The sequence below is a fragment of the Novosphingobium barchaimii LL02 genome, assembly GCF_001046635.1.
Taxonomy (GTDB): Bacteria; Pseudomonadota; Alphaproteobacteria; order Sphingomonadales; family Sphingomonadaceae; genus Novosphingobium; species Novosphingobium barchaimii.
On record NZ_KQ130458.1, the window covers coordinates 1 to 26,024 of the forward strand.

At 62.9% G+C, this 26,024-nt stretch carries 23 protein-coding genes; 9 read left to right on the forward strand and 14 right to left on the reverse strand.

The window, feature by feature from the left end; all coding sequences use genetic code 11:
• Positions 1–69: 69 nt before the first annotated feature.
• The 4 genes from V474_RS20540 to V474_RS20555 all read right to left on the reverse strand — a co-directional run bounded on the left by V474_RS20540 (position 70) and on the right by V474_RS20555 (position 7,021).
• A complete protein-coding gene (locus V474_RS20540) occupies positions 70–1,935 on the reverse strand; it encodes a reverse transcriptase/maturase family protein (protein WP_059153288.1) in 1,866 nt (621 codons plus the stop codon).
• 646 nt (positions 1,936–2,581) lie between these two features.
• Entirely contained in the window at positions 2,582–3,127 is a 546-nt protein-coding gene (locus V474_RS20545) for a hypothetical protein (protein ID WP_007682677.1), read from the reverse strand.
• A gap of 131 nt (positions 3,128–3,258) precedes the next feature.
• Positions 3,259–5,727: a phospholipase D-like domain-containing protein gene (locus tag V474_RS20550; RefSeq protein WP_007682678.1), complete on the reverse strand. Its 2,469-nt coding sequence runs from the start codon at positions 5,725–5,727 to the stop codon at positions 3,259–3,261.
• Complete coding sequence (locus V474_RS20555; protein WP_236711366.1) at positions 5,705–7,021, reverse strand: hypothetical protein; 1,317 nt, start codon at positions 7,019–7,021, stop codon at positions 5,705–5,707. Before V474_RS20555 ends, V474_RS20550 begins: the two co-directional genes overlap by 23 nt.
• A 258-nt stretch (positions 7,022–7,279) precedes the next feature.
• On the opposite strand from V474_RS20555, the gene istA reads away from it, so the two are divergent.
• Positions 7,280–8,785, forward strand: a complete 1,506-nt coding sequence (gene istA, locus V474_RS20560; RefSeq protein ID WP_009823667.1) for an IS21 family transposase — start codon at positions 7,280–7,282, stop codon at positions 8,783–8,785.
• Positions 8,785–9,594, forward strand: a complete 810-nt coding sequence (istB, locus tag V474_RS20565) for an IS21-like element helper ATPase IstB (protein ID WP_009823666.1) — start codon at positions 8,785–8,787, stop codon at positions 9,592–9,594. The genes istA and istB overlap by 1 nt, the downstream gene beginning before the upstream one ends.
• A 217-nt stretch (positions 9,595–9,811) precedes the next feature.
• Here istB and V474_RS20570 read toward each other — a convergent pair whose 3' ends face one another.
• The 3 genes from V474_RS20570 to V474_RS20580 form a co-directional block, all read right to left on the reverse strand.
• Entirely contained in the window at positions 9,812–10,102 is a 291-nt protein-coding gene (locus V474_RS20570; RefSeq protein ID WP_236711367.1) for a hypothetical protein, read from the reverse strand.
• Between the two features lie 67 nt (positions 10,103–10,169).
• Positions 10,170–11,933: a hypothetical protein gene (locus V474_RS20575; RefSeq protein ID WP_007682682.1), complete on the reverse strand. Its 1,764-nt coding sequence runs from the start codon at positions 11,931–11,933 to the stop codon at positions 10,170–10,172.
• Positions 11,930–13,900, reverse strand: a complete 1,971-nt coding sequence (locus V474_RS20580; protein WP_236711368.1) for a helicase-related protein — start codon at positions 13,898–13,900, stop codon at positions 11,930–11,932. Before V474_RS20580 ends, V474_RS20575 begins: the two co-directional genes overlap by 4 nt.
• Between V474_RS20580 and V474_RS20585 the strand changes: the two genes are divergently transcribed.
• On the forward strand, positions 13,877–14,641 hold the full coding sequence (locus V474_RS20585; RefSeq protein WP_001389365.1) for an IS6-like element IS6100 family transposase: 765 nt from the start codon (positions 13,877–13,879) through the stop codon (positions 14,639–14,641). The genes V474_RS20580 and V474_RS20585 overlap by 24 nt on opposite strands.
• A gap of 81 nt (positions 14,642–14,722) precedes the next feature.
• On the forward strand, positions 14,723–15,010 hold the full coding sequence (locus tag V474_RS20590; protein WP_236711369.1) for a MarR family winged helix-turn-helix transcriptional regulator: 288 nt from the start codon (positions 14,723–14,725) through the stop codon (positions 15,008–15,010).
• A 247-nt stretch (positions 15,011–15,257) separates the two neighbouring features.
• On the opposite strand, the gene ilvD is transcribed toward V474_RS20590, so the two are convergent.
• Positions 15,258–17,111 (reverse strand): dihydroxy-acid dehydratase, encoded by a 1,854-nt coding sequence (gene ilvD, locus V474_RS20600; RefSeq protein WP_007688035.1) that lies wholly within the window; start codon positions 17,109–17,111, stop codon positions 15,258–15,260.
• 101 nt (positions 17,112–17,212) lie between these two features.
• Here ilvD and V474_RS20605 point away from each other — a divergent pair, with 101 nt between their 5' ends.
• Positions 17,213–18,118 carry a LysR family transcriptional regulator gene (locus tag V474_RS20605; RefSeq protein ID WP_059153291.1) on the forward strand — a complete coding sequence of 302 codons (906 nt, stop codon included), beginning with the start codon at positions 17,213–17,215 and terminating at the stop codon, positions 18,116–18,118.
• A gap of 6 nt (positions 18,119–18,124) precedes the next feature.
• Here the strand turns inward: V474_RS20605 and V474_RS20610 are convergent, their stop codons facing one another.
• Positions 18,125–18,922: a DUF2189 domain-containing protein gene (locus V474_RS20610; RefSeq protein WP_007688037.1), complete on the reverse strand. Its 798-nt coding sequence runs from the start codon at positions 18,920–18,922 to the stop codon at positions 18,125–18,127.
• 349 nt (positions 18,923–19,271) lie between these two features.
• Here V474_RS20610 and V474_RS20615 point away from each other — a divergent pair, with 349 nt between their 5' ends.
• Complete coding sequence (locus tag V474_RS20615) at positions 19,272–20,273, forward strand: SDR family oxidoreductase (protein WP_059153292.1); 1,002 nt, start codon at positions 19,272–19,274, stop codon at positions 20,271–20,273.
• Between the two features lie 4 nt (positions 20,274–20,277).
• Positions 20,278–21,192: an NAD(P)/FAD-dependent oxidoreductase gene (locus V474_RS20620; RefSeq protein WP_059153293.1), complete on the forward strand. Its 915-nt coding sequence runs from the start codon at positions 20,278–20,280 to the stop codon at positions 21,190–21,192.
• A gap of 6 nt (positions 21,193–21,198) precedes the next feature.
• Here V474_RS20620 and V474_RS20625 read toward each other — a convergent pair whose 3' ends face one another.
• On the reverse strand, positions 21,199–21,462 hold the full coding sequence (locus V474_RS20625) for a hypothetical protein (protein ID WP_059153294.1): 264 nt from the start codon (positions 21,460–21,462) through the stop codon (positions 21,199–21,201).
• Positions 21,463–21,835: 373 nt separating this feature from the next.
• On the opposite strand from V474_RS20625, the gene V474_RS20630 reads away from it, so the two are divergent.
• Positions 21,836–22,384, forward strand: coding sequence for a hypothetical protein (locus V474_RS20630; RefSeq protein WP_007688040.1), 549 nt, complete (start codon positions 21,836–21,838; stop codon positions 22,382–22,384).
• Positions 22,385–22,561: 177 nt separating this feature from the next.
• Here the strand turns inward: V474_RS20630 and V474_RS20635 are convergent, their stop codons facing one another.
• Positions 22,562–22,765 carry a hypothetical protein gene (locus V474_RS20635; RefSeq protein ID WP_007684590.1) on the reverse strand — a complete coding sequence of 68 codons (204 nt, stop codon included), beginning with the start codon at positions 22,763–22,765 and terminating at the stop codon, positions 22,562–22,564.
• A 209-nt stretch (positions 22,766–22,974) separates the two neighbouring features.
• Here V474_RS20635 and V474_RS20640 point away from each other — a divergent pair, with 209 nt between their 5' ends.
• Entirely contained in the window at positions 22,975–23,631 is a 657-nt protein-coding gene (locus V474_RS20640; protein ID WP_021223787.1) for a hypothetical protein, read from the forward strand.
• Here the strand turns inward: V474_RS20640 and V474_RS20645 are convergent.
• The 3 genes from V474_RS20645 to V474_RS20655 all read right to left on the reverse strand — a co-directional run bounded on the left by V474_RS20645 (position 23,611) and on the right by V474_RS20655 (position 26,018).
• The gene (locus tag V474_RS20645) at positions 23,611–24,243 is read right to left on the reverse strand and encodes a DUF6088 family protein (protein WP_007684585.1); all 633 of its coding nucleotides are present in this window, start codon (positions 24,241–24,243) and stop codon (positions 23,611–23,613) included. The genes V474_RS20640 and V474_RS20645 overlap by 21 nt on opposite strands.
• Before the next feature lie 139 nt (positions 24,244–24,382).
• Positions 24,383–25,489, reverse strand: a complete 1,107-nt coding sequence (locus V474_RS20650) for a relaxase/mobilization nuclease domain-containing protein (protein ID WP_007684583.1) — start codon at positions 25,487–25,489, stop codon at positions 24,383–24,385.
• Positions 25,482–26,018: a plasmid mobilization protein gene (locus V474_RS20655; RefSeq protein ID WP_007684581.1), complete on the reverse strand. Its 537-nt coding sequence runs from the start codon at positions 26,016–26,018 to the stop codon at positions 25,482–25,484. Before V474_RS20655 ends, V474_RS20650 begins: the two co-directional genes overlap by 8 nt.
• Between the last annotated feature and the right edge of the window lie 6 nt (positions 26,019–26,024).

Here is a 26,024-nt window from a genome sequence, read left to right on the forward strand (position 1 = left end):
GTAGGGTAGACGCGAGACGCCTCTTTCGAGGACGCCCCAGCGCCTCCCCCCGAACCGTGCTTGCACCTTTCAATGCACACGGCTCTCCATTCCGCTGGGCATCCGGCCGCCATGATGGGCAACGTGACACTTTCGGCACAGGACGATTGTCCTGCGCCGTCGTGCCGATTGCACCCAAGGCGTCAGTTGGTCGCGCCGCTTGTCCTTCAAGCGATTGGGATGATGCATCTCGAACGGACCATCGGTATCGCCACATGCCTCGCATTGCTCGGCACTAAGACGCGTGACCAGATCGTTCGGACTCTGCGCAAGGCGAGAGCCTACCGTGATGGTGTCGACGATGGGGTTATCCCACGTCTTCACGATCAGATGCTTCAGTTTCCACACCTTATGAACGCGCGGCTCGCCCCGGACCACGGTCGTAATCCCGTGGTCCGACCCCATCTTCAGATATTCCTCGGCCTGCCGCCTCGTCGAGCGTCGCCGGCATGCCACAGTCGCGAAGAGGCTCCTGAGCATGACCAGTTCCAACTTGTCGAGTGACGCTTTCACGCCATCGGCGATCGCGTAGTAGTTCGCGAAGCCTCGGAACTCCGAGTTGTAGGCTACGATGATCTCCGGCACACTGGATTCCATGAGCTGCGGGCGCACCCGACCATTCCTCATGTCGAGGTTGCCGAGCTTTTTGCGCCTGCAGAACGCATAGACCCGATCCCGTGGCACCCACAGCTTGATATTCCCTCGCGTCGGCCGACGAAGAACGCTACGCGTTCCACCGCCGGTCTTTTGCCGCCCCGCCATTGTTCCGGCGGAGCGCAACGTGAAGGCGCATACATGGAAGCCAAGGAACGGCGATCCCTTCGATGCATCGCGAACCCCGGTTTTCTCCGGTGACACCGCCAGATTGAGCCGATCAGCGAGAAAGCGCTGTATATCGGCCATGATCCGGACAGCGTCCGCCTTGCTGCCGATCACGCCAACGAGGAAGTCGTCAGCATAGCGACAATACCGCAGGCGGCGGAAGTTGGGGTCCATGTCATCGACGGAAGAGAGTTTCCGCCGATCCTGTTTGACAGCTTCGATTAGCGCCAATCGGACGCGAACCTCGCCATCGCCCGCACCATCGGCACGGACTGCATCGATCTCCTTGCGGAGAGCGGCGATTTGCTGAGAGCAGGCAACATACGCGGGGTTCGCCCGCCGTCTGTCGCCTTTGTCGAAGCCCCGCCGCATCGACTCCATGAACTCATCAAGTTCATGGAGATAGATATTGGCGAGCAGGGGCGAGATAACCCCGCCCTGTGGGGTGCCGCTATAAGTCCGTTCGAACTTCCAGTCGTCCATGCACCCGGCTTTAAGCATTGTCCCGATCAGATCGATGAACACTGGATCATCGATCCGCCGGGCCAAGAGGCCGAGCAGGATGTCATGGTCGATGTTGTCGAAGAACCCGCGGACATCCACCTCGATCAGCCATTTTACGCCCGTCCAGGTTTTACGGATCTCTTCGAGAGCCGTGTGACAGGAGTGACCCGCGCGGAACCCATGGCTGTGTTTCGAGAACACAGGTTCATAGATCGCCGCGAGGACCATCCTCGCCGCCTCCTGAACGATGCGATCATCCGCCGTTGGGATACCCAATGGGCGCATCTTACCATTGCCCTTGGGGATATAGACCCGTCGCACTGGACGAGGGCGGTAACGGCCTTCCGCCACGCTTTGAACCAGACGGTCGAGCCTCGCCAGCGTCATGCCGTCGAAGGTCTGTCCGTCCACTCCCGGCGTCATCGCACCCCGATTCCGGGATACTCTGTCATAGGCCCGCTCATATAAGCAGCGGGACCGCATGAGGCGGTTGAGACCATTGATCCGCTTGCCCGCCCGCGACAGGGCCGGAAGCTTCTCGATCCGTCTCAGGATAGTAGCGGTCTGCATCAGCAGTCCCTTTCCATTGATCCATCGAGTTACAGAACTGCCGTCCTTCGCCCGGACGCAGCGGATTTCGACAAGGATCGCTCCCGCTTATACCGCTACCCCGTCCGCCTCGCGGCGGCTGTCCCGGCCATTACACCGGGCGTTTGACTACTATGACGGCTCCGTCGCCATGCAGGTCCGGCGAGCCGTCCTGTTTAGGCGATCCCGCAGTTGCGCGAGTGAGGAGTCGCGATGCGGTTAGGTGCCCCGTTCGTTTCCTTAGTCCCCTGACAGGGGCCACGCCGAACGGATTGGCAGCGATTCACTGGGACGTGCTCCTCGCTCCGCTCGAGACGATGTGTCAGCCGCGTTCACCGTCACCTACCTAGTGGTCGTTGGAAACTGGGATTCAGACAATCCAGTCTTCACCATGCGCATCTTGCCTGCTGGTCAGCTGTCAGGCTGCGGCGCCCAACTTCGATCCCTACCCCGACATGCTATGGTCCCGTCCCCCTTTCGGGGTCTCAGCCGATTCATCACCGGCCCCGGTAAGTCGGTCAGGCATGAGCTATGCCAATAAGCTCAGTTCATTCGAACACTCCTTTCTTCTTCGCGCCACAACGGCGCACGCCCATTCGGGTGACGATCCCTGCCGCGCGGTTCCCGCCTAACGCGCAAGAGATTGCCAACGCTCTGCCTGCCGATTGACGGCCAAGTGCTTTTCAGGCGGCCATTCAATCGTCGCCAGAAAGGCATTGAGCTGATCTATAGGCTCAGCGGCGCTGAGCACGCGGGCATCATTCCAACGCTTCGCATCTGCAGGCGCCGCTGCCAGGACATTGGCTTCAAGCGAAAGCAGCTCCGCCCGAGAAAGGCCAGGAAGCGCAATCGCTACCGCACGGCAATGTTCCCTGACGAAGAGACGGCGCAATTCCTTGGCGATTTTGCCATCCCTCGGGCAGGAGGCCGCTGCCTTGCGAGCGTGAAACATCCGGCCAGCATTGTAGACGGTCGAAAATTTGTGGCTGTTGTTATCACCGCCCACATGGCGCTTGAAGATCCGGTCGTTCAGGCATTTGGCGGTAATGCCGATGTAGCGCGCATGGCCTTCATGATCGTAGAGCGCGTATATGCCCTGGCCCTGCGGAACCGTCTCAAGGCGGGCGGGCGCCGTCCCCAGCAATTGGGCGAGGATCGATGTTGGATCGTACATAGTCTGTCGCTGAAATCAGATGAGGCGGCGCGCTTCAAGTGTCCCAGATGCCGTCGTGATCCGGAACGGTCAGTCCGGACGGGTGATCAACTTGGCCTCCGCGATCGCCACCCGTAGGTGACGACACGCCTTCAGCCTGTTTGGATCTGCTGGCTAAGCTGGCTGTAATGACCCAGCAGACGCTCGGTTTCTTCTGGATCAATGCCAAGCGCACCGTCCAGCTTGCGGACGAAATCCTGTTCGGCGCTGCCGTCAAGCGAGGGCCAGTTCTGGGTGGTTTTCCAGATGGCGACCGTGCTGCGGGTCACGAATGCCGCAAGCTGGGTTTGCTTGCTGCCATCGGCCGCCATTACCGAGCGGGCAAGGGCCCAACGGCTCAATACGATCAGAGCGAAACAGTCATAGGGCAGCTCGGTTTGATGCTGCCCGATAGAGATACGGGATAGCAGCGCTGCTTCCGATCGGCTGCCCAGCCACAACCGTTGAAGGATGCGCCCGGCGCGAACGACGAAGGCACGTTCACGATCGTGCTGTTTGGGAACGAGGTCGAGCGCGAAGAGCTCGTCGCGCTGATCGCCATCCTTGATCTGGAGGGGACGGCGGCAGGCCTCGACCATCAACCGAAGGATGAAACAGATTTCGGCCGTGAGTTTGCGTGGTGGAGGCGTCTCTTCGCTGGCCAGGCGGGCAATATAGGCCTCGAAGCTATCCAGAGCCTTCAAAATGTCGAGGCTTTGCCTCTCGGCTTCATCGCGGCGGTAAACCCGTGGCTCTCGCGGAGGTGGATTGCCGTCTTCGCTACCCGATGGATCCTCTAAGCGGTTGCCATGATCCGGGCCGGGATCATCGTCGCTTTGCGGCATCTCGTCGGTGTAGAGCGTATCGTCGTCGGCATCATCACCCTCTTCTTGCTGGGGCAGGTTGATCCCACGCAAGATGATCCTGAGGAGGTTGACTGCGTCCGGATCATCAAAATTGAGCCGCCCGCTGTCGCCCGTCGCCGGGACATTTGCTGCCATGGCCGTTCGGAAAGCTTCCGGGCTATCATAATCATAGACCTCGTGCTCGGCATCGCTGCCGCTGCTCTTCGTTCGTGCCTGTCCCGCCGACGTGGCAGGTGTCACCGCTTTTCGTCGGCCCTGCGGCGTCTCGGAAAATATGATGGCGGCCAGATTTGCCAGTTCAAGAAAGTCGCCATCCTCCAGTTCGACCTTCGCAAAGGCTGAGCGCAGGCGCTTGTCGCCCATGCCAGGTGCGGCATGGGTCAAGCTGACCTCATCGTTGACGATGACGGCGCTGGTTAGCGTTCCATCGGCCAATCGCACCCGCGCGATTAGAGGAGGGCGGGGCTTACTGGGTAGCTCGACTGACCGGCCACGGCTGCGGGTCGGATGGAATGGAAATTCACCCTCTGCTATGACGAGGGTGGCACCCTCCGGCTCCGTAATGCGGTTCGAGGGTGTCCATCGGATGGTGTTGCCGGCGGCTTCCAACGTGCCAGGAGGGATGCCCGCGTCGGACTGGGTATCGGTCAGTTGCTTGGCTTGCGGATATAGATGCTTACGATCAATCGGCACCGAAATATCCAGACCCAGAGCGCCTAGGCCGGTGCCCGCCTTGAGCCGGCGATAGATCGAACACTCCGCGTTGCGGGCCGCTTTGTCGGCGAGGCCAAGGGCATCATCTGAGCAATTCGCGCTACCATAAACGAGATGATCCCAGTGCTCGGTCTGGATGAGCAAAGCCTTGGCATGGATGAAGCGCGCGCGGTCATTACCATCAAAGATGCTTGCGAACCGGGCATCGGGTATGAGCGGCAAGCCATCGAGTGGGAATTGGGGCCGGTGGGCGCTGAGCGCGATAATGATTTCCTGGGGGCGCATGGCATCGATCAGGCCGAGCAACCCGTCGAGATTTGCGTCCCAGTAAGGGGACATGACGATGAGCCGGGTTACGGGCACGGTGCCGACAAGCCCAGCGAGGCGCATGAGGATGCCAGCCTCGCCTTTTCCGGCTTCGCACAGCAAATCGACAAACGAGCCATCGCCTAGCGCGAGCGGCGCGTCATTGGCGTCTATCTCAAACAGCCAGGCCGCATCGCGTTCGATCAGATCAAGCTTGCGCTTCATCGCTTCAAGTCCAGCGTCCTTCAACCAGGGCGCGACATAGTCGAAGGCCTTGCGGATCAGCTGGCGACTGGCGTTCGCATCCTCATCGTCGCGTTTGCGCCACCATTCGATTTGACCGACGATCTCCCGGTTGCGTCCCCAACCCGCTGCCGTCGCATTGGCTGAACCGATGATCACGCAACCGGCATCGCTGCCCAAGCGGATGCTGACTTTCGGATGGAAGGCGCCGGGCACGGAAATCGGCAGCAGGGCATAGGCTGAGCCCGCTCGCGCAAAGGATTCCGGTGTCTGCGCGATCGCGCGCTGCAGCATGTTGGCATCGGCCATGAGGATGTTGTTGTCGCAGCCATAGCTGCGCAGCCGATGATGGAGCGATCCATCATAGAATGCCGCGTCTACAGAGTAGGTCGTTGTGATCGAGGTATGGAATCCGGTCCGCGCCAGATCCTTAAAGAGGCTGATTCTGTTCAAGGAACGCCTCCCCGTCCGCTGTCACGCCGCTGGCATGCAGGTATCCCGCATCGCGCAGCACCCGGGTCAGATTGAAGAGCCGGGGCGTGGTGTAGCCATACTCCCCCAACCGCCCTTCGCTCAGCAGTCCGTCTTCAACCAGGAAATGATAGGTGAAGGTGCCCGCCGCCGAAAGCTTGCGGCCGGCGATGATCTGATGATCGATGATAATATGCCTGAACAGAACAGCGGCGATCGCTTGCTGAACGGGCTCCTGTCGTGCCGTATCGAGCGTGCGCAAAATGCCGTCCAGCGACCGACCGTCACGCCCGGCTACGGCGGCGATGATAGGTCGGACATTTCCCTCGTTCTCGGCCCATTTCGCCCAGAGGATGCCGAGCAGCTTGAATGCATCGAGTAGTGTCCCCGGTGTTGGCTGCAAGCCCGACCTCAAATTTTCAAGGACGACTTCGGCGTGAAGCGCCTCGTCATTGTCGGCGAGCCCGACCAGAGCGTCCGCCCAATCCGACCAGGTTGATGTGTTCTGCGGGATCGCCTCATCCACCAGTTTGGCGACGAGTTGTCGTGGTTCGATGCCGTTGGTGTAGCTCTCGCATTGTAGGCCTATCAGGCCATTGAGGGCGCACTCCAGGGCAATATGTCCATATTCATTGGCTTGATAGGCGCGCCATCGGTCGACGGTCTTGCCCGGGGGCTGATACGGTTGCCCGTTTGGAAGTGCGCGCGTGTAAAGCGCTTGGCGCAACCCGTTGATGTCGCCAGGCTCGATGCCGTTGCGATAGAGGTCGAGCACGAGCCAGATAGACGCCCGGCGCGCTAAACTCGCCTTGGATTGGTCTCCTTGCCCGAGCAGAAAGTCGCGCAACGCGGCCTGTTCGGGCGAACCGTGCGGAATGTGTGCAGGGTGGATGGCCGCACCAATGTTTTGGAGCTGCTGCGATGTCGCTGTTCCAGAAAGCAGGACGGTCTCGATCTCATCTGCTATCGGACCGATCGAACCTGCAAAAGCGGCAGAAACCAGCTGGCCCTGACCCTGGGTGACCGGCACGGAAGATGCGGTGAGCCAGCCCATTTCGGTCAAAGTGGGCGCATAAGCCGCCCCATAGTTCCCCCGCGCCGCTTGCAGATAGGTTTTCTCGGATGTTCGGTCGTCGGTGAACGGCCTGAAGTCGATGCCATTGCTGCGCGCTACGTCGCGCTGCTGGTTGGCCCAATTTGCTCCGCCCAATCCATCGCTGCCGTCCATATCATTGATAACCGTCGCGAGCGCGTAAAGCGCCTCGCCCCGTCTCATGAAGCGGGCAAAGCGGGCTGGATCATCCGAGTGGTGCTTCTTTGCGTGGCGACAACTACGATGGCCGGTTGAGCGGCAACTATGATGGCCGGTAGGATCGGTTGTCTGGGCTGATCGTAGGGAGGGGCGTAGCCCCGACCGGAGAGCGGACCAGACAACCGGTGGCGATCTTTTTCCCCTTCTTTCGGGGGGGCTGATCGGGGCTGTGGCGGGCGGTGGTATCGGAACACTCATCGAACAACGAGCGATGGGTTTGCGATGCCGGGCCACCACATTTCCGATCAGCAGGTATTTCTCTTCATGACCCATCGTCGCCAACACACCCAGGCCGTCGCGGCTGCCAAGGCCGGTATCAGCGAGCGCAGCGCACGCCGGATCGAGAACGATCCGCAGCTTCCGTCCCAGAAGAAGAAGGAGCGCCACTGGCGCACCCGCGCCGATCCGCTCGAGCCATTCTGGCCACGCGTCGAGGAGTTGCTCCAGATCGACGGTATCATTGCCGTCACGGTCTTCGAGACGCTCCAGGACGAGTTCGGCGAGGATGCTGTTCCCGATGCGATACGACGAACACTTGAACGCCGGATCGCCCGCTGGCGGGCACTGCACGGCGGCGAGAAGGAGATCTTCTTCCCGCAGCATCATGAGCCCGGTCGGCAGGGCCTGTCGGATTTCACGGTATGCGACAGTCTCAAGGTCACCGTTGCCGGCGAGACCCTGGCCTATCGCCTTTACCACTTCCGCTTGGCGGCGAGTGGCTGGGAGCATGCGGCTGTCGTGCTGGGCGGGGAGAGCTTTGCCGCCCTTTCGGAGCACCTGCAGGATGCCTTGTGGAAGCTGGGCGGCGCGCCGGCCGAACACCGCAGCGATTCCCTGTCAGCCGCCTACAAAAACCTCGACGCCGATGCGCAGCGGGATTTTACCCGAAGCTATGACGAGCTGTGCCGTCATTACGGCATGCTCGCTACCCGCAACAACCGCGGCGAGGCGCACGAGAACGGATCGATCGAAGGTCCCCATGCCCATCTCAAGCGACGGCTCGATCAGGCCTTACGCCGGCGGGGAAGCCGCGATTTCGTCAGCATCGAGGCCTGGCGCGAGTTCGTTGAGGCGCAGGTCGCCAGACAGAACCGGCGGCATGCTGCGCACATCGATGCAGAACGCAGGGTACTCAAGGCGCTGCCCGCAAGGCGAACCACCGATTTCGCCATGGTCACCGTCGATGTCACCCGCAACGGCACCGTCGCCATCGATCGGGTTACCTATTCGGTGCCTTCCCGCCTCGTCGGACGGCGCCTCAACGCGCATCTCTTTGACGATCGCATTGAGCTCTTCCTCGGTCCGGACAGGGTAATGTCCACGCCGCGTGTGCGGATCAGCCATCCCCACCGGGGGCACAGCATCGATTTCCGGCACATGATCGGTAACCTGCGCCGCAAGCCTGGTGCGCTGCGCAACCTCGTCTACCGCGAAGCCCTGTTCCCCGATCACGCCTACCGGCGGGCCTGGCAAGCCTTCGATGCCCAACTCGATGGACGGCAGGCCTGCCGCGATGCCGTCGCGCTGCTCGATATCGCCGCCAGGGGCGACTGTGTCGACGTGCTGGCCCGGCGGATCGATGAGGCACTCGACAGAGGGCGCTTGCCCGATGTCGATGCGCTCAGGGACGAGTTCCTGCCAACCGCAAGATCGCAGCGCGATGTCACTATCCCGCCTCCCGATCTGCACAGCTACAACAGCTTGATCGCCAGCGGGGAGGTGTACTGATGACCCGCACCAAGGACCAGGCCGCCGCCGTGCTGCCTACCCTGCTCAAGGCCTTGCGCCTGCCGAGTATCAACCGCAACTGGAAGCGCCTCACCGACACCGCCGATCGCGATGGCTGGCCGGCCGCCAACCTGCTGGCCTCGCTTCTCGAGATCGAGATGGCCGATCGCTCCTCCCGGCGCATCCAGCGCCATCGCGACCAGTCCGGCTTGCCCGCAGGCAAGACCTTCGCCACCTTCGATTTCGACGCAGCCCCCGGCATCCGCAAACCGCACCTCTTGTCCCTCGCCGCCGGTGACGACTGGATCGAGAGCGGCGGCAACCTGCTGCTGTTCGGCCAGAGCGGGACCGGCAAGACGCACGCAGTTGCTGCCATTGGTCATGCCCTCATCGACACGGGGCGGCGCGTCCTGTTCTGCTCCACCACCGACATGGTCCAGAAGCTCCAGTCCGCGCGCCGCGACCTCAGCCTACCCGCCATGCTCGACAAGCTCGACAAGTTCGATCTCATCGTGCTCGACGATCTGTCCTACGTCCGCAAGGACCAGGTCGAGACCAGCGCCTTGTTCGAGCTCATCGCCCACCGCTACGAACGCCACTCGCTCGCCATTACCGCCAACCAGCCATTTTCGGCATGGGACAACGTCTTCCCTGATCCCGCTATGACTGTCGCCGCGATCGACCGCCTCGTGCACCACTCGATCATCATCGAGATGAACGGCGAAAGCTACCGCAAACGTTCCGCCGTCGCCCGTATCAACGCCGGCGATTACGACCCGCCGAATGGCGCCCCGGACCGGCCATCATAATTGTCGCTGGCTTCGCGCTCGGGAGCACCCTTGCTGAGGCAACGGGTAATTGTCGCCAGCGGCAATTACATGCCAACCATCCCATGCGCTTCAGACCCTCGCTTCCGGCCAGCGTCAGCGACAATTACCCAGCGTCGTAATTGTCGCTCGACGGTTGCTCCCCGCAACAGCAAATGGTAGCCAGAATTCACCAACCGGCGCGGCCACCTATCGGCCATCATAATTGACGCCGACCGGACTCCGTAATCGTCGCGCTACACTTCTTTTCGTAGAGTTCAATCAACCATGGGAAATAGGCATAATATCTGAGGCGATTGGTGATGTTCGTGATGTTCGGAACCAGAGATTGGTAAATCCTGATGCTCGTCGCCTGGAGGCCAAGAGGGTCGAGGCCCATCGTCCAGCTGCCGGTCTTCGTCCAATAGGGATCGCCGTCCTGTTCAGATAATTCGAGTGCTACGCTCACTTCGTTCCCATTTTCCATTATTTTGACGCTGGAGAATGCCACTTTGATACTTCCACAATCATATTGGCGTGGTTCTAGGCAGTGGCTCGGCAAAGAATGTGCGCGAGCATCATGTCATCTCCGGCCCGACGAAGCTGGATTCCATTCGCACCAGCGGCGTGATGGAGGGCACTTGTGATGGCAGCTTGATCTCAGGAAGATCCGGTAGATCGCGGGTCAGGCCATAGGCGAGCAGCAGCCGTGATCGATCACATGACATGTCGGTCATGGCCTTCGGCGGGAGCGGGTGGATCGTCGGGGCTGCGCCCAGCACCCTTTCCGTCGGCATTTCAGCGATGAACCGGTCATGGACTTCTGTTTTGCAGCCGCCACCGGTCACGAGCAGTTGGACCGGCTTTCTGCGGTAGGCGGCGTGAAAGCCGTCCTGAGCGCGTTCAGGCGAGCGCGCCCGGCCAAAGACCTCCTCGAATTCATGGTCGCATGCGCGCTTGAAATCTCCTGCGCTCAGCTGGCGACTAAGCGCGCTGTCTAGCGCAGCGGCGCCGAGAAGTTCGACGGCGGCTGAGAACACCGCGACACGCTCGCGGCCCACGAGATTGAAAGCGACGATATCGAGAGTCGATGCTCCAACATCGACAAGCATGTGGGAGCCTGGTTGGGAGGTCGGCGCGAACGCATAGCCCGCGACTGCCGCGGTCAATTCCGGCACGAGGTAAAAGCCTGTCGGCAATCGGTCCGGCGATCGAGAATGTGTCTGCCGCACCAGATCTGGGGTCAATCGCGAAGCAAAAGGGGCGAGCTCGACAGCTGCGGCAACGATCCTTTTGAAGATCGAGAAAGATCTCGCATCATCATGCGCGGCAACGGGGATACCGACATTCACGGCCATGAACTGATCCGCACCCGCCGGACCGAGCGGCTTGGCCTGCCTGTACCATCCGAAGAAATGCGCGAAATGAAGGGCGAGAAAGGCGGCAGCCGCTTCGACCCGGGTGATGCTGACGTCGGGCCTCACCAGCTCGCCCCCATGGGCTCCGATGATACCGGTTTTGAAGCCCTCGAGCGTTACCGCACCAGGCAGGGGGTAAAGCGAAAAACGGCCAGTTTTGGGGTCAAGCCACAAGGCAGTCTGCCAAAGATAAGGATGCCCGAAGGACTGTAGGCCTTCAGACGCGGGCATGGCCTTGGTCGGGTTATCCGCATGATAGGGCTGGCTCACGGCGAGCTTGACCGAACTCGTTCCGAAATCGAAGCCGACGATGAAACCGTCGTCGAGGTCAGGCTGGAGCTTTTTCGCGAGCTGCGCCGCGCCATCAACGATTGCGCGGTTGATCATCGCCTGGTTCTGGGGCGTGATCGAAACCGGACGTGGCTCGATCATTGGCGTGGTGTTGCTCACTGCCGCAATGACCTTGCGGAATATTGTGTCCCTCGGAATGGCCGGCTCCGCTACGACTGGAGCAGGCTGCTTCACAGCGGCGGCGGCCCGCTCGGCTTCCAGGATGGCCTGATAGGCGGCCTTCATCCCTGGGCCTTTGAGGATGATTTTCTTCGGGCCTTTGGACTTGGGTTGTGGCTGGGCCTTCTTGTTTTTTGCTTTCTGCGCTTTGGCCCCCAGTTTGGAGGCTCGTTGGCCTGCCCCGTTCCGCGCCGGAAAAGTTGAAAGAGGAGGACACGACGTCGATTCGCCTTGCCCTACCGCCTGCTTCGCGAGCATTTGTTGCTCGATATCGGCAAAATCGCCGTCCGCTGCCGGGGGCTTTCGGTCAGGGCTTCGGGACGGGGCATTTGTTCCGGCCAAGCTCGTGCGCAGGTCCATCAGGGCGGAAGCGGCATCAGCCAAGCTTGCGAAGCTCTTGCCTTTCTTGCTCATGCGCCGGCCTCCGCGACCTCGACCACTGCGATACCGACGAGCATTGGCTCGTCAAAGCTCAGGTCATTTTCCTTACGGTTTATCTGCTCCAGCTTGAGATCCATCCGGGCGAGAAAGGCATTCAGCTTGCCCTGTATGGCATATGTGATGTTCATTTTCTTGGCGCTGCCCGAGGCGCGCAATTCGCGGATCTGGGTTTCGGCCCTGCTTTTCTCTCGTTCCTTGTGCTGCGTGATGAGCGCGCGCTGGGTGGCGACGTCGTCATAGTGCCGGGCGGCTTCCGCCCCTTCGAAGTCGGTTCGGCGTTCCTTGAGTGCCGGCAAAAGGTGCGATGCCATCACATCCGCGACATGGGGTAGATCGGCCGGTTCGAGATGTCGGAGCTGAGGGGCGCTGGCCAGCGATTCCATCAGCACTTGCTCGACGGCATCTTCTTCCAAGCTTGTGCCGGTGGCGAAGTCGACGCCAGCGAATGCTAGGCGATCGACAGGCAAAAGGCCATCGATCGACCAACGCTCGACTGCCACGACATATCGGCCTACGGGCAGAGGCCAATGCGGCTGATGAGGCACGCGATATGCGGTTACGGGCCGGGGCGCGACACCGACCTGCCGACCGTCGAGGAGCTGGGCGCAAAAGCGCGCCAGCGGATGGGTCATCGGAATGGCTTCCAGATTGCGATGGCGCAGCGGGTCTGGGTTGCTGCCGAACACGGCTTTCACGCCGCTGGCGGCGTCTCGAGAAAAGCGGGTCGGGTAGCGCCGGGCTTTCAGATTCCGAAAGTGCCCAAATTCGGCCTGCGCTCTTGGCGACAGGCGAACGTCATATGCTTCGATGTCGATGCCGTTGATCGGTTCGAAGCGCGTGCCCTCGAACGTATTGACCAGAATGCCGGCGATATAATCGCGCAGGTCGCTTTCGGTCAGCCGCTTGTGCGGCGCATAGGCTTCCTTGACCTTCTGAAGAATGCTGTCGCCATGCGCCACCAGTCCAGGGGCTTCCCGCTCAAGCTCCTCTGCCTGCATTTTCCTCTGCTCTGCAGCCTGGATAGAGCGATCGAATTCACGTGCCCGTGCCTCTGGAGAAAGCTCGGGGTTGGTCAGGATGAATTCGATGTCGCGGATGATCTCACCCAGGATGGGTTCGAAGTCGCCCAGCGTCTCCTGGATGATCCCCAGCCTCAGATAGAGCCGGTCATAGACCTGCTCTTCGATCGTTTCAGCGGCGATCAGATTGATGATGTCGATTGATGGCGATCGCTGCCCGATACGGTCGATACGACCGATCCGCTGCTCCACCTTCATGGGATTCCAGGGCAGGTCCCAATTGATCAGAATGCGACAGAATTGAAGATCGAGGCCTTCACCGCCGACCTCGGACGTCAGCAGGATCGAGCCTGCGGGAGCGTCGGCAAAACGCGAGACGATTTCCTGGCGGTCAGCTTTGACGCCGCCATGGAGTTCCATGATCGCAAAGCCGGCAGCCTGGAGCTTCGCAGCGAGATAGCTGATCGTGCGGCGAAAGCTCGAGAAGACGATGAACTTTTGATCGGGGTCCCGCTCGCGCAACTGGCATAGCCAATCGAGCAGCTTTGCAAGCTTGGTATCGGCGGCTTCCAGTCCCGCTAGAACGGCGGGATCATCGCAGATTTCTCCAAGCGCGCTAATCAGCGGGCCTGGCAACGCTCCAGGGGGTGATGCATCGTCCTCCTCGTCGAGCGTGAGGAAACCGCTTCTTTCGCCCCAATGGCGATAGGCAGTGGCCAGGCTCGAGGCGAGGAGTCGCTGGGTTTGGGCGAGCAGGAACCGCTCGTTGATGTCGTTGGCAAAGGCATATGCCTCGATGCGCTGTGTCGCCCGCTGATAGAAGGCGTCTTCCGCCTGGCTCTGTTGCAAAAATCGTGAAGCTTGAGCATGCTTGGCGGAGATTGGACGGACGGAACGATGACGGATTTCAAGTGGCGCCATTTCCAGGGTGATGTGATCCTGTGGGCGGTGCGCTGGTATTGTCGCTATCCGATCAGCTATCGCGACCTTGAGGAAATGCTGGCGGAACGCGGCATTTCGGTCGACCATACGACGATCTATCGCTGGGTCCAGTGCTACGCCCCGGAGATGGAGAAGCGGCTGCGCTGGTTCTGGCGGCGTGGCTTTGATCCGAGCTGGCGCCTGGATGAAACCTACGTCAAGGTGCGGGGCAAGTGGACCTACCTGTACCGGGCAGTCGACAAGCGGGGCGACACGATCGATTTCTACCTGTCGCCGACCCGCAGCGCCAAGGCAGCGAAGCGGTTCCTGGGCAAGGCCCTGCGAGGCCTGAAGCACTGGGAAAAGCCTGCCACGCTCAATACCGACAAAGCGCCGAGCTATGGTGCAGCGATCACCGAATTGAAGCGCGAAGGAAAGCTGGACCGGGAGACGGCCCACCGGCAGGTGAAGTATCTCAATAACGTGATCGAGGCCGATCACGGAAAGCTCAAGATACTGATCAAGCCGGTGCGCGGTTTCAAATCGATCCCCACGGCCTATGCCACGATCAAGGGATTCGAAGTCATGCGAGCCCTGCGCAAAGGACAGGCTCGCCCCTGGTGCCTGCAGCCCGGCATCAGGGGCGAGGTGCGCCTTGTGGAGAGAGCTTTTGGCATTGGGCCCTCGGCGCTGACGGAGGCCATGGGCATGCTCAACCACCATTTCGCAGCAGCCGCCTGATCGGCGCAGAGCGACAGCCTACCTCTGACTGCCGCCAATCTTTGCAACAGAGCCTTGATGTGCATTAAGGCGCAGATGGGAATGGCGCGCGCCGCCGACGTGGCCGAAATCATGAACCTTGCGCCCCGCACGGTGACGGAGGCGCTGGACGGGCTGGAGCGCGAAGGGCTGATCCAGCGCGTGCCGGACAAGGAGGATCGGCGGGTGAAGCGGCTTGCCATCACGCCCGCCGGAGAGGCGGCGGTGGCCGTGACGGAACCCCTGCGGGTGGAATTGGGGGCAAGGCTTTTGAACGCCCTGACGCCGTCCGACAGGCGGCATTTTCATGCTGCGCTGCAAAAATTACTGCAGGGACTGGCTGACGCCTGACCTTTGATCCGCGCGATATTCTCTGTTATCATCGCCCGGTCGACCGGCATAAGCCCGGCGGCAGGGGAGAGTGCTATGGAGCGTATGCATTACAGCATGTGCCAATGCAGCGTCGGGTTGCTGAGCCTGTGCAGCGCATCGGCCCTGGCGTTGACCGGCACGCTCTATATCCTGCTCCACTGATCGCCTGCGGGCGAGCATCGGCAAGGCCGCGCCGCATCGTCGAATGCGGCGCGCAAGCTGAATATCAGTCCTTTTCCACCTGGCCCACGTCCCGCACCGCGCCGCGCGCCGCATTGGTGGTAAGCGCCGCATAGGCCCGCAGGGCAGGGGAAACATTGCGCTTGCGACCGAGCGGCTTCCACGCCTTCGCGCCGCGTCCCTCCATCTCCGCCTTGCGGGCCGCGATGACGGCGTCGTCCAGGTCCAGCCTGATGACGCGATTGGGAATGTCGATGAGGATGGGGTCGCCGGTCGCGACCAGCGCGATCAGCCCGCCCTCGGCCGCTTCGGGCGACACATGGCCGATGGAAAGGCCCGACGTGCCACCGGAAAAGCGCCCGTCGGTGATGAGCGCGCAGGCCTTGCCCAGCCCCTTCGACTTCAGATAGCTGGTCGGATAGAGCATTTCCTGCATGCCCGGCCCGCCCTTCGGCCCTTCATAGCGGATGACGACGACATCCCCCGCCTTCACCTCATTGCCCAGGATGCCGGCGACCGCCGCATCCTGGCTTTCATAGACGCGGGCCGTGCCGTGGAAGGTCAGGATGGACTCGTCCACTCCGGCCGTCTTCACGATGCAGCCTTCCGGCGCGATATTGCCGAACAGCACGGCCAGCCCGCCATCCTTGGAGAAGGGGTGCTCCGCGCTGCGGATCACGCCGGTCTCGCGGTCGGTGTCCAGTTCCTCCCAACGGGCGTTCTGGCTGAACGCCTGGGTGGTGCGGACGCCGCCGGGGGCGGCGCGGAAGAAGTTGCGGACCTCCTCGCTATTGGTGCGGCCGATGTCCCAGCGGTTGAGCGCGTCGCCCAGCGTCGGCGCATGGACGGTCGGCAGGGTCGCGTCGACCAGCCCGGCGCGTTCCAGCTCGCCCAGGATCGCCATGATGCCGCCCGCGCGATGGACGTCCTCCATATGCACGTCATTCTTGGCCGGGGCGACCTTGCAGAGGCAGGGAACGCGCCGTGACAGACGGTCGATGTCGGCCATGGTGAAATCCACCCCGCCCTCATAGGCGGCGGCGAGCAGGTGAAGCACCGTGTTGGTCGACCCGCCCATGGCGATGTCCAGGCTCATCGCGTTCTCAAACGCGGCGAAGGTGGCGATGTTGCGGGGCAGGGCCGACGCGTCATCCTGCTCGTACCAGCGCTTGGCGAGGTCGACGATGGTGCGGCCCGCCTCCAGGAACAGCTTTTCGCGGTCGGCATGGGTGGCCAGCGTCGACCCGTTGCCCGGCAGCGACAGCCCCAGCGCTTCGGTCAGGCAGTTCATCGAATTGGCGGTGAACATGCCGGAGCAGGAACCGCAGGTCGGGCAGGCGGACCGCTCGATGACCTTCACTTCCTCGTCGGTATAGCTGTCGTCGGCCGCGACGACCATGGCGTCGACCAGGTCCAGCGCGACGGTCTTGCCGCGCAGCTCGGTCTTGCCGGCCTCCATCGGACCGCCCGAAACGAAGATGGTCGGGATGTTGAGGCGCATCGCGGCCATCAGCATGCCGGGCGTGATCTTGTCGCAGTTGGAGATGCACACCAGCGCGTCGGCGGTGTGGGCGTTCACCATATATTCGACGCTGTCCGCGATCAAGTCGCGGCTGGGCAGCGAATAGAGCATGCCGTCATGGCCCATGGCGATGCCGTCGTCGACCGCGATGGTGTTGAATTCCTTGGCGACGCCGCCCGCCGCCTCGATCTCCCTCGCGACAAGCTGGCCCAGATCTTTGAGGTGCACATGCCCCGGCACGAACTGGGTGAAGCTGTTGGCGATGGCGATGATGGGCTTGCCGAAATCCTCGTCCTTCATGCCGGTGGCGCGCCAGAGGCCGCGCGCGCCCGCCATGTTGCGGCCGTGGGTGCTGGTGCGTGAACGATAATGCGGCATGGGTCTGTCCTCGGTTCCTCTCCGGCCCGCCTTACGCCATTGCGGACAGGTTGTGAAATATATTGCGGGCGCGCTATAAGGTCGCAGGATGAATGAATGACATGGATCTGCGCCAACTCAACCATTTCCTCGCCGTGGCGGAGGAACTGCATTTCGGCCGCGCCGCCGAACGGCTGGGCATGACCCAGCCGCCGCTCAGCCAATCCATCATGGCGCTGGAGCGCGAACTGGGCGCGCCTCTCTTCACCCGGACCAAGCGGCAGGTGGCGCTCACCCCCTTTGGACGGCAATGGCTGGAGCATGTCCGGCCGGCCGTCGGCGCGGTGGCCGACCTGGCTGCCGCGGCGCGGCGGCTGCGGGCGGGGACGGTCGGGCGGCTTGCCCTCTCCTTCGTCAGTTCGGCGGACTACAGCATCCTGCCCGCGCTGGTGCGGCGCTATGCCAATGCCTTTCCCGACGTCGACATGACGCTGATGGAAGCGACGAGCGACGTGCAAGTGGAGGCGCTGGTCGAAGGGCGGACCGACGCCGGCCTGCTGATCCCGCCCGCGTCCGGCCTGCCCGCCGCCATCGATTATCGCCCGTTGCTGCGCGAGCCGCTGGTCGCCGCCGTGCCGGAGAATTGGGCGAAGGACGGCCGCCTGCTGGTGGAGGAGGGCAGGCTGACGGGAGAGAGCTGGCTCGACCAGCCGTTGCTGCTTTTCCCACGCCACGTTTCGCCCACCTTCCACGACCTGATCGTCGACCATTATCGGGTCAGGGGGCGGGAGCCGCATGTGCGCCAGCGGGCGATCCAGATGCAGACGATCATCAGCCTGGTGTCCGCCGATATGGGATTGGCGCTGGTCCCCGCGTCCTTGCGCAACCTTGCCCGGACGAGCGTGCGCTACCTGCCGCTGGCCGGCCCCGCTCCCCTGCTGGAAACCGGCCTGGCATGGCGCCGGTCGGACGAGGCGCCGACGCTGCGCGCCTTGCTGGGCATCGCTCTCGACATGGCCGAGGGCTGACCGCCTTTACCGGACGACGGCGCGGGTATAAAGGTGCCAGGTCGCATAGCCCAGCACGGGCAGCACCACCGCCAGCCCCACCAGCGCGGGCAGGGCGCCCAGCACCAGCAGCGCCACCACGATCAGGCCCCAGGCCGCGACCGTCACCGGATTATGCCATGCCACGCGGCAGGATGTGCGCACCGCGACGCCCCAGTTGACCGGCTTGTCGACCGCCATGGGAAAGGAAACGACGCTGACCGCCAGCGTCAGCAGGGCGAAGCCGAAGCCGACCAGATTGCCGACCACGATCATACGCCAGCCCTGCGACGTGCCGAACAGGGCCGAAAGGAAAGCGCCCGGGGAGGATGTCGACCCAGGCACATTTTCCAGCGTCGCATGATAGATGAACCAGGCCGCCGCCATCCACGCCATGAACAGCAGCGCCAGCACGCAGGTCAGGTCGAACAGGGCGGAGCCGCCCGGCTTGCGGATCACGTCCAGGAAATGGCGCCAGCGCGCGTCCAGCCCCGCCTCCCGCCGCCGCGCCAGTTCGTAGAAGCCGCTGGCGAAGGCTGGCCCCAGCAGGATCGCGCCCGCCACCAGCGGGAAGATCAGCGGCAGGATCGACATCTGGCTGGCGGACATGATCGCCAGCGCGACAATGATCGGATAGATGAAGCCGATGAACAGCAGATCGCCCCTTTTGGCGAGGAAATCGTCCCAGCCCTGGCGCAGGGCGATGCGCAGATCGTCGAACGTGATGGTGCGGACGGAAATATCTTTCCCGGCGGACGCCGCCTGGGACGGGTGAGCCATTGCCATGGTGCGCTCTCCTGACCGAACGCCATGAAGCCCTTTATTCCGATCTGTCCTCTGTCGGGACATGCGCGCCTTCCGGGCGAGCATCTCTCGGCATGAGGGATGCGCCTCATGGCCAATGGCGGCATCCTACACCCGGAACACCGCATCCGCCAGTCCCTCCGATCCCGGGCCGCAACGACATTTCCGCCTTCGCTCATGGGTGGTCCTGAACCGGAACGCATAGCGTTCTTCTCGGCCATCTTTGCGAAGCGGGTTAACCCATGGCAATGAAAATCTGTTTTCGGAACCGGGACAAGGAACGGGAATCCCCTCCTCGCGCTTATCGGTGAACAGGCGGACAGGAGCGATCATGGACAAGAGCCGCAGGAGCACGCGAACGCCCTGCACGCATATCGTCATCACGGGCGCGTCGAGCGGCATAGGCCAGGCCACGGCGGAGGCTTTCGCGGGCCGGGGCGCAAAGCTGGTTTTGGCGGCGCGGGATGGCGAGGCGCTGGAAGCCGTGGCGGAAAGGTGCCGACGGGCCGGCGCGGAGGTGCTGACCGTGCCGCTCGACATCGCGGATGCGGAGGCGGTGCGGCAACTTGCCCAGTCGGCGCGCGATTTTTGCGGATCGATCGACCTCTGGTTCAGCAATGTCGGCGTCGGGGCCGTCGGCAAGTTCGTCGACGTCCCGATCGAGGCGCACGAACGGACGATCCGCTCCAACCTCATCGGCCATATGAATGACGCCCATGCGGTGCTCCCGATCTTCATGGCGCAGCGGCATGGGATCTTCGTCAACATGATCTCGCTCGGCGGATTGACCGGCACGCCCCATGCCGCCGCTTATGGAGCGAGCAAATTCGGCCTGCGCGGCTTTTCGGAGGCACTGCGCGCCGAAATGACGGAATGGCCGGACATCCATATCTGCGACGTCTATCCGGCCTTCGTCGACACGCCCGCGCTGCGCCATGCCGGCAATTATACGGGCAAGGCGCTGACCGCTCCACCGCCCATGCTGGACCCGAGGAGGGTGGCGGCCGCCATCGTCGGCCTGGCCGACCGGCCCCGCGACAGCGTGCCGCTGGGGGCGCCGACCTGGTTCGTGCGGTTCGCCCATCCGCTTGCGCCCTCGCTGCTCAGCCGGATCGGGAATCTGGCCTTCGGGCGCTACTTCGCCTCGGCGGAACGCGCGCCGGTCTCGCGGGGCAATCTGTTCGATCCGCCTCGGGACAACGGCGGCATCGATGGCGGCTTTCGCAAGCCCGCGCCGGAACGGCGGAGGGCGGTTCTGTCGGTGGGCGCAGGCGTGGCGGCCGGGGTTCTGCTCCTTGGCCTGCTGTCGGCGCGACGTTCGTTCGGGCGATAGCGGAATGACGGCGCCCCTGGATTGCCTGGTGGTGGGCGCAGGCCCAGCCGGCCTGACGGCGGCCATTTATCTCGCCCGCTTCCATCTCAGGATCGCCATCGTCGACGCGGGCAACAGCCGCGCCGCGTTGATCCCGCATACCCGCAATCATGCAGGCTATCCGGGCGGCATATCGGGCCGGGAACTGCTCGCGCTGATGCGTCGCCAGGCGGCGGAATTCGGCGGCGAGGTGACGGAAGGACTGGTCACGGGGCTGGAGAAGGACGGCGACATTTTCCTGGCGCATGTCGAGACCGGGGCATGGCAGGCGCGCAGCGTGCTGCTGGCGACCGGCGTGGTGAACAACGCGCCGCCCATGTCGCCCGACATTCACGATGCGGCGCTGCGGCAGGGCTTGTTGCGCTATTGCCCGATCTGCGATGGATATGAAGCCACGGACCGGCGCATCGCCGTCATCGGGACGGGCGAGCGCGGCGCGAACGAAGCGATGTTCCTGCGCACCTATTCGGCCGACATCAGCTTGATTTCACCCCAGGGAGATCATGAACTGTCCGCCGACCAGAGGATAAGGCTGGAGGAGGCGGGCGTCGCGTTGGTGAACGGCCCTTGCGAACCCCTCCGCATCGAGGGCGAGCGCATATTGGTGCCGACGCCGAACGAGGCCGAAGCCTATGATACGGCCTATCCCGCGCTTGGATCGATCATCCGGTCGGAATTGGCGATGATGCTGGGCGCCGAAGCCACGGACGACGGCTGCCTCGTCGTCGACGACCATCAGCGCACGAGCGTGCCGGGCCTTTACGCCGCCGGCGACGTCGCCAAGGGCCTGGACCAGATCAGCCACGCCATGGGTGAGGGCGGCGTCGCCGCCACCACGATCCGCAACGACCTGGCGGCGAGGATTTCGCTGCTTCGATAGGCTGGCCTATCGCCCGGACCCGTTTTGCGCCGCGGATGCACCCGAAGACCCTTGCGTCGCCGTGGGACTGTCGGCGGCGGAAACGGCGCCCCGCGTGCTGGTCTCTCCATCCGTCATGGCGGTGCCGGGGCCTTCGCCGGGAATGCCGTCCGGCACGGTGCCGGCGGTCGTGTTGCTGGGCGCGAAGGTGGAATCGCCGGAATCGGCCTGATCGGATGGCGCGCATGCGGCCAGCGCGACAAGGAGAAATGCGGGAGCGGCCATTTTCATCGCTTCATTACCCTCTGATGACTGTTATTCTGCAACGGCCCAATTTCAGGGCCGTTCCCGCAAATCCGCCTCCATATAAAACTATATCAGCCCGCGCCGCCGGGTCGGACGGCGGAAAATGACGGAGGTGACACTTTACCGAGTTCCGGCCATGTGCGCCAAAGTGTCACGGTTGATTTCGGGGAGGGGAGCGGAATGGGCCATCCCTGCGACATCGCCGGCATAATGACCGCTGAGCGATATAAATTTGCCTATGTCGTGAAAAGTGCCGGCGAAATCCCGCGCCCGTCGGGTAAAGTGTCATCCGTGCTTTTTGTTGGAGGATCGCCGCAGAGGGGATTCACACGGACTCAGCATGTGCTAGATTCCGCATATGTTCTACCAGCCCGATCTCTTCGAGCAATCTCCGCCGCCATCCAGCCCGTCATCGCGACGCGGGGCGGCCGCGCTTCCGGACCTTGTCGAACGCATATCGACCGTATCGAAACGGCCGCGCTATGCATTGCTGGTGCTGAAGCTGATCGCGCAGGAAGCCGGTTCTCATGACAGCGTCGGTCCCTATGTCGGAAGCGGCAAGGGGAGGGTGCCGGTGCGCGACTGGCTTTGCCAGGCGCTCGCGCCCCTTGCGCAACGGGATTGTCGGCGGCGCGCCATGATCGACGCGGTACGCGCCGATCTCATCTCGCGGGCAGGCATGGTCGACCCGGAAGAGATGGAACGCCGGCTCGAACAGGAGGTTCGGTCGCGGATCTTGCGGTCCGGCCGGACGAATGTGAGCCGGGTCGTGTCCGACCTGGTCCGCGCCGGCCTGCTGCGCCGCCACTATCAGGGGTATCGGGTCGATCATCCCAATCGCGGCGCCCAGCGCGAAGCCGTCTATACGATCACGGCCGAGGCGAAGCGGGCGCTCCAGCGCCATTGAGGGACATGGGATGACCGGAGTTCAGCAATCCTCGTCTGGCAGGCGTCGGGTTCTTGCCATTGAGGGCGGAACTCCCATCCTCTCCCTCCCGTCCGCACATTGTCCGGATTTAACATAAGTAACATTATCAACCTTTTATCGTTTTATATCAATCATTTATCATCCGACGAGCAAGGGTCATTCCGGTGAATTGATATCCGCCCAATAGGTGATCTCCTCGAAAAGGTGCATGCCTTCCGGATCTTCCCATCCCTTACGCCCGTCATCCCACCGGCCGATTACGGGACGATCTCCTTCCCAGAGCAGCATGAGGCGACCGTCTTTTCGGTCGTCGGGCATCGCGCCAATCGGGTCCCACGGGATGTATTTCGCTGTGATCACGCAAAATCTCCTCGCATGCCGGCGGCGCGCGAGTTCATTCACGCTGCGCTGCTCCAGCAACGGCATTGAAGATCGAATCGACGATGTCTAGAAATAAAGTGCCCCGACGGTTTGCAAAGCAGGGACCGCCGGGGGATACCCAGCTCATATGGCGCAAGGGTGCCTAAAAATCAAGTGAAAAGGTTCCCGTGCCAACATTCGTTCATGCCTTGTCCGCTGACCGCTTCGACACTTATCTGAAGTGGGCCGGAGCCGATCAGACGCTCGCAGAGCGCCTGTACACCTATAATGTGCAGCTTTCCGCAGCCCTCTATGGCCCTCTACACATGCTCGAGGTCGTGCTGCGTAACATGGCGGACGCGCGGCTTGCGGCCCAACATGGCGCCGCCTGGATCGACGATCCTGCGATCCTTGTGACGAACTATCAGACGGGCGCAATCGCAAAAGCACGGCAAACGCTGCAGAAAGACGGGAAGGCAGCGACCCGTCCGCAGATCGTAGCGGAGTTGAACTTCGGCTTCTGGGCGTCACTCTTCGGCCCCAAGTCACACCACCTCTGGCAAAGCCTGCGACCCATCTTTCAGGCCAAAGGCGTACAGCGCGGTGTGATCGCGCGGGACTTGCGCGACCTGCGTATATTGCGCAACCGCGTCGCCCACTATGAACCCATCATCGCGCTTCCGCTCGCGCAGCGCTATGCGAGTATCACGACCTTGACGGGCTGGCTGTCTCCAAGCGCCGCGACATGGATCGCCAAGTATTCGACATGGCCGACACTTTATCCGGCCGTACCCATCCTTGTGCCCGACCCTGCATCTGGAGATTTGCTGGTGGCGCCAGCGGCGCTACCCTTTCTCCCTGCATGACCTATCTCTCCGCGACGCCTGGATCTTGAGGACAATGTCGCCCATCCAGCCCGGCATGGCCGAGCGGGCCGCGACCAGCGCGCGCGTACCGGCATCGTCGAGGCGCGCGGCGAAGCGCCCGATCACATCCGCGTCGATATTGCCCTTCCCTAGATGCGCGAGCGCCTGGACGATCGCATTCACAGACTCCGGCGCGTCGAGCACCGGCGCGCGGCTGTGCTTCAAGGTAACGCTGCGGCCGCCAGCCTTGGCGGTGCGGGTGCGGCCGCTGGTGGCGTAGCTCACCCGGGCGGGCACCTGCGTCGAGATACCAAGGCTATTGGCCGCCGCCGCTCCCGACGGCGCGAGCGCATCGCCGCTCTGCGCGGAGAGCGCCTGGGCCAGCTGCCCGGGATCCGGGCTCAGGGCACCAAGCTTGTCATGCTGGCGGGGATAGTCGTAGAGACCGCGGCCGATCCGACGGATGTCACCGGCATGCGCGAGACGCGACAGCGCCATGTCGACCGAGCCGCGCGTACCGAAGTCGACGAACTGCTTGGGCGTAAACACCCAGCCACAGCCCTTGCCGCGCACACGCTTCATAATCCGGTCAGCCACCGCAGACATGTCCATGCTCCTGTCTGTTAGATAGTAGCATGGTTTTTTCTAACAAGCCATGGCCACAGAAAGCGCCAGTTCTCTCGATTTTCCAAGACATTCCAGCACATGGTAGTGGGAGCATCCCTTCGCAAGATCAACCGCCCCATGCAAATCAACGCTCCCGCCCACGCTCCGGCGCTGGCCGCTCGGGACCAGCTCCACCCTCCAGCTCGCGCGCCGGCTCTGTCGCTTGCCGCCCCTGCATCATCTCGCGGGCCAGGGCCAGACGTCGGGAGACCGCCGGCGGCATAGCCGCCAGGAAACCCGCAATTTCGTCGGAAAGCGCCTGGTCGTCGGCCTCGCCGGTGCGTGCAAGCGCCACTGCCGCCTCCGCATAAGCACCGCGTATCTGCTTCTGGCGAACCAGCGCCATCACGTCTTGCGGCCGCCGTTCCTCATCGCGCGCGCGCGCAAAGGCCCGAGCGCGCAGCACGTTGAGTTCATCCATATTGAGCCGGCGCCCCTCCTGACCGATCCGAGCATCGAGATGCAGCGCTGCTGAGCGCACACGCTTTTGAACGTGACCGCGTGCGCGTCTGGGCGTCGCCTCAGCCGCGATGCCGCGCACCCGTAGCTCATGCGCGAATGTCTCTCGCATATGATGGAGGTCGGCCTTGCGCGGATTGAACCGCGTGCCGTCCGCACCTTCGGTGGCCACCGTCAGATGGACATGCGGATGATCGGTATCTGTATGGAGCGCCAGCATATAGGCGTGATTGTCCTCGAACAGGATCCGGGCGAACGCCTGGGCGGCGTCCTGCAGCGTCTCGGGATCGGTCGAACCGCCGGGCATGGAGAGGACCAGCGACAGCGAGGTCGGCCGATCGCGGCCATGCTCGTTCATCGCCTCGTCGAGCATGGTCCAGTCCTGCGCAATCTCCTTCAGGCGCTTGGGATCGTCAATGATCTCACCCTCGCTCGAGCGCACCGCGAGCTTCCCGTGCCGAGCAACATAGTCGAAATGCTCGGATAGATGATGCGCGCCATATTGCTTGCCCGAGACCTTGACCATGACCTCCGGGGCCTTGCGCACGATCCGCTCGAGCTTGGCCCGAGCCTCGGACTGGCTCAGCGGCGCGGCGCGCGCCTGCCCTCCCCGGCCCGATCCGCCCCGTCCGACGCGCACATAAGCCCCCCGCAGTATCCGTTTCCCACCGGTGGGCGGCCGCCATGCCTCCATGAGGCTGGGCAGCGGCAGGATGCCCTCCTCCTCAAGCATCAAGGCTGTCCCAATAGGCAAGATCGCCCTTGAGCGCGGCGCCGAGACCGGCAAGCGCGATCCGGATTTCCGTCCGAAAGCTTGCCACCCGCGCCGCCTCGCGCGCGACATCGAGCCCGGATTCGACCATCACCGAAGCATTGAGCGCACGCGTTGCCTGATTGAGATTGATGCCGATCCGGTTGAGCTCGCGCCACGCCTGAGCCACTGCCGCCCGCTCTTCAAGCGGCAGCGGCGCCGCAGAATGCAGGCGGCGCCGCACAAGCCTCGTCACCCAGTCGGTGCGCTTCATACCCAAAGCATCGGCCTCGGCATCCAGCGCGGCAATTTCCGCATCGGTCAGCCGGATCTCAAACCGCCGTGTTGTTCGCTCCCGCCGGCGGACTGGTCCCGGCGTCCCGCCCGCCTCCGCGTCCACTGCAGTCATGACGAGGCGCCGCAGCAAAGCCGAGCGGCCACCGGCGCTGTCCGCCGCAGCATCGAAGCGCTGGGCGATGTCATCGTCGAGACGGAAGGTGAAGACGGGCATGCATCA

Excerpts from the sequence above, each read along its gene's own strand:
- V474_RS20620 (WP_059153293.1), top strand. The coding sequence starts at position 20,278 with ATGACGGCGCCCCTGGATTGCCTGGTGGTGGGCGCAGGCCCAGCCGGC.
- ilvD (WP_007688035.1), bottom strand. The coding sequence starts at position 17,111 with ATGCCGCATTATCGTTCACGCACCAGCACCCACGGCCGCAACATGGCG.
- V474_RS20605 (WP_059153291.1), top strand. The coding sequence starts at position 17,213 with ATGGATCTGCGCCAACTCAACCATTTCCTCGCCGTGGCGGAGGAACTG.
- V474_RS20645 (WP_007684585.1), bottom strand. The coding sequence starts at position 24,243 with ATGGACATGTCTGCGGTGGCTGACCGGATTATGAAGCGTGTGCGCGGC.
- V474_RS20540 (WP_059153288.1), bottom strand. The coding sequence starts at position 1,935 with ATGCAGACCGCTACTATCCTGAGACGGATCGAGAAGCTTCCGGCCCTG.
- istB (WP_009823666.1), top strand. The coding sequence starts at position 8,785 with ATGACCCGCACCAAGGACCAGGCCGCCGCCGTGCTGCCTACCCTGCTC.
- V474_RS20590 (WP_236711369.1), top strand. The coding sequence starts at position 14,723 with ATGGCGCGCGCCGCCGACGTGGCCGAAATCATGAACCTTGCGCCCCGC.
- V474_RS20655 (WP_007684581.1), bottom strand. The coding sequence starts at position 26,018 with ATGCCCGTCTTCACCTTCCGTCTCGACGATGACATCGCCCAGCGCTTC.
- V474_RS20650 (WP_007684583.1), bottom strand. The coding sequence starts at position 25,489 with ATGCTTGAGGAGGAGGGCATCCTGCCGCTGCCCAGCCTCATGGAGGCA.
- V474_RS20630 (WP_007688040.1), top strand. The coding sequence starts at position 21,836 with ATGTTCTACCAGCCCGATCTCTTCGAGCAATCTCCGCCGCCATCCAGC.
- V474_RS20625 (WP_059153294.1), bottom strand. The coding sequence starts at position 21,462 with ATGAAAATGGCCGCTCCCGCATTTCTCCTTGTCGCGCTGGCCGCATGC.
- V474_RS20580 (WP_236711368.1), bottom strand. The coding sequence starts at position 13,900 with ATGGCGCCACTTGAAATCCGTCATCGTTCCGTCCGTCCAATCTCCGCC.
- V474_RS20555 (WP_236711366.1), bottom strand. The coding sequence starts at position 7,021 with ATGAGACGGGGCGAGGCGCTTTACGCGCTCGCGACGGTTATCAATGAT.
- V474_RS20575 (WP_007682682.1), bottom strand. The coding sequence starts at position 11,933 with ATGAGCAAGAAAGGCAAGAGCTTCGCAAGCTTGGCTGATGCCGCTTCC.
- istA (WP_009823667.1), top strand. The coding sequence starts at position 7,280 with ATGCCGGGCCACCACATTTCCGATCAGCAGGTATTTCTCTTCATGACC.
- V474_RS20585 (WP_001389365.1), top strand. The coding sequence starts at position 13,877 with ATGACGGATTTCAAGTGGCGCCATTTCCAGGGTGATGTGATCCTGTGG.
- V474_RS20615 (WP_059153292.1), top strand. The coding sequence starts at position 19,272 with ATGGACAAGAGCCGCAGGAGCACGCGAACGCCCTGCACGCATATCGTC.
- V474_RS20610 (WP_007688037.1), bottom strand. The coding sequence starts at position 18,922 with ATGGCAATGGCTCACCCGTCCCAGGCGGCGTCCGCCGGGAAAGATATT.
- V474_RS20545 (WP_007682677.1), bottom strand. The coding sequence starts at position 3,127 with ATGTACGATCCAACATCGATCCTCGCCCAATTGCTGGGGACGGCGCCC.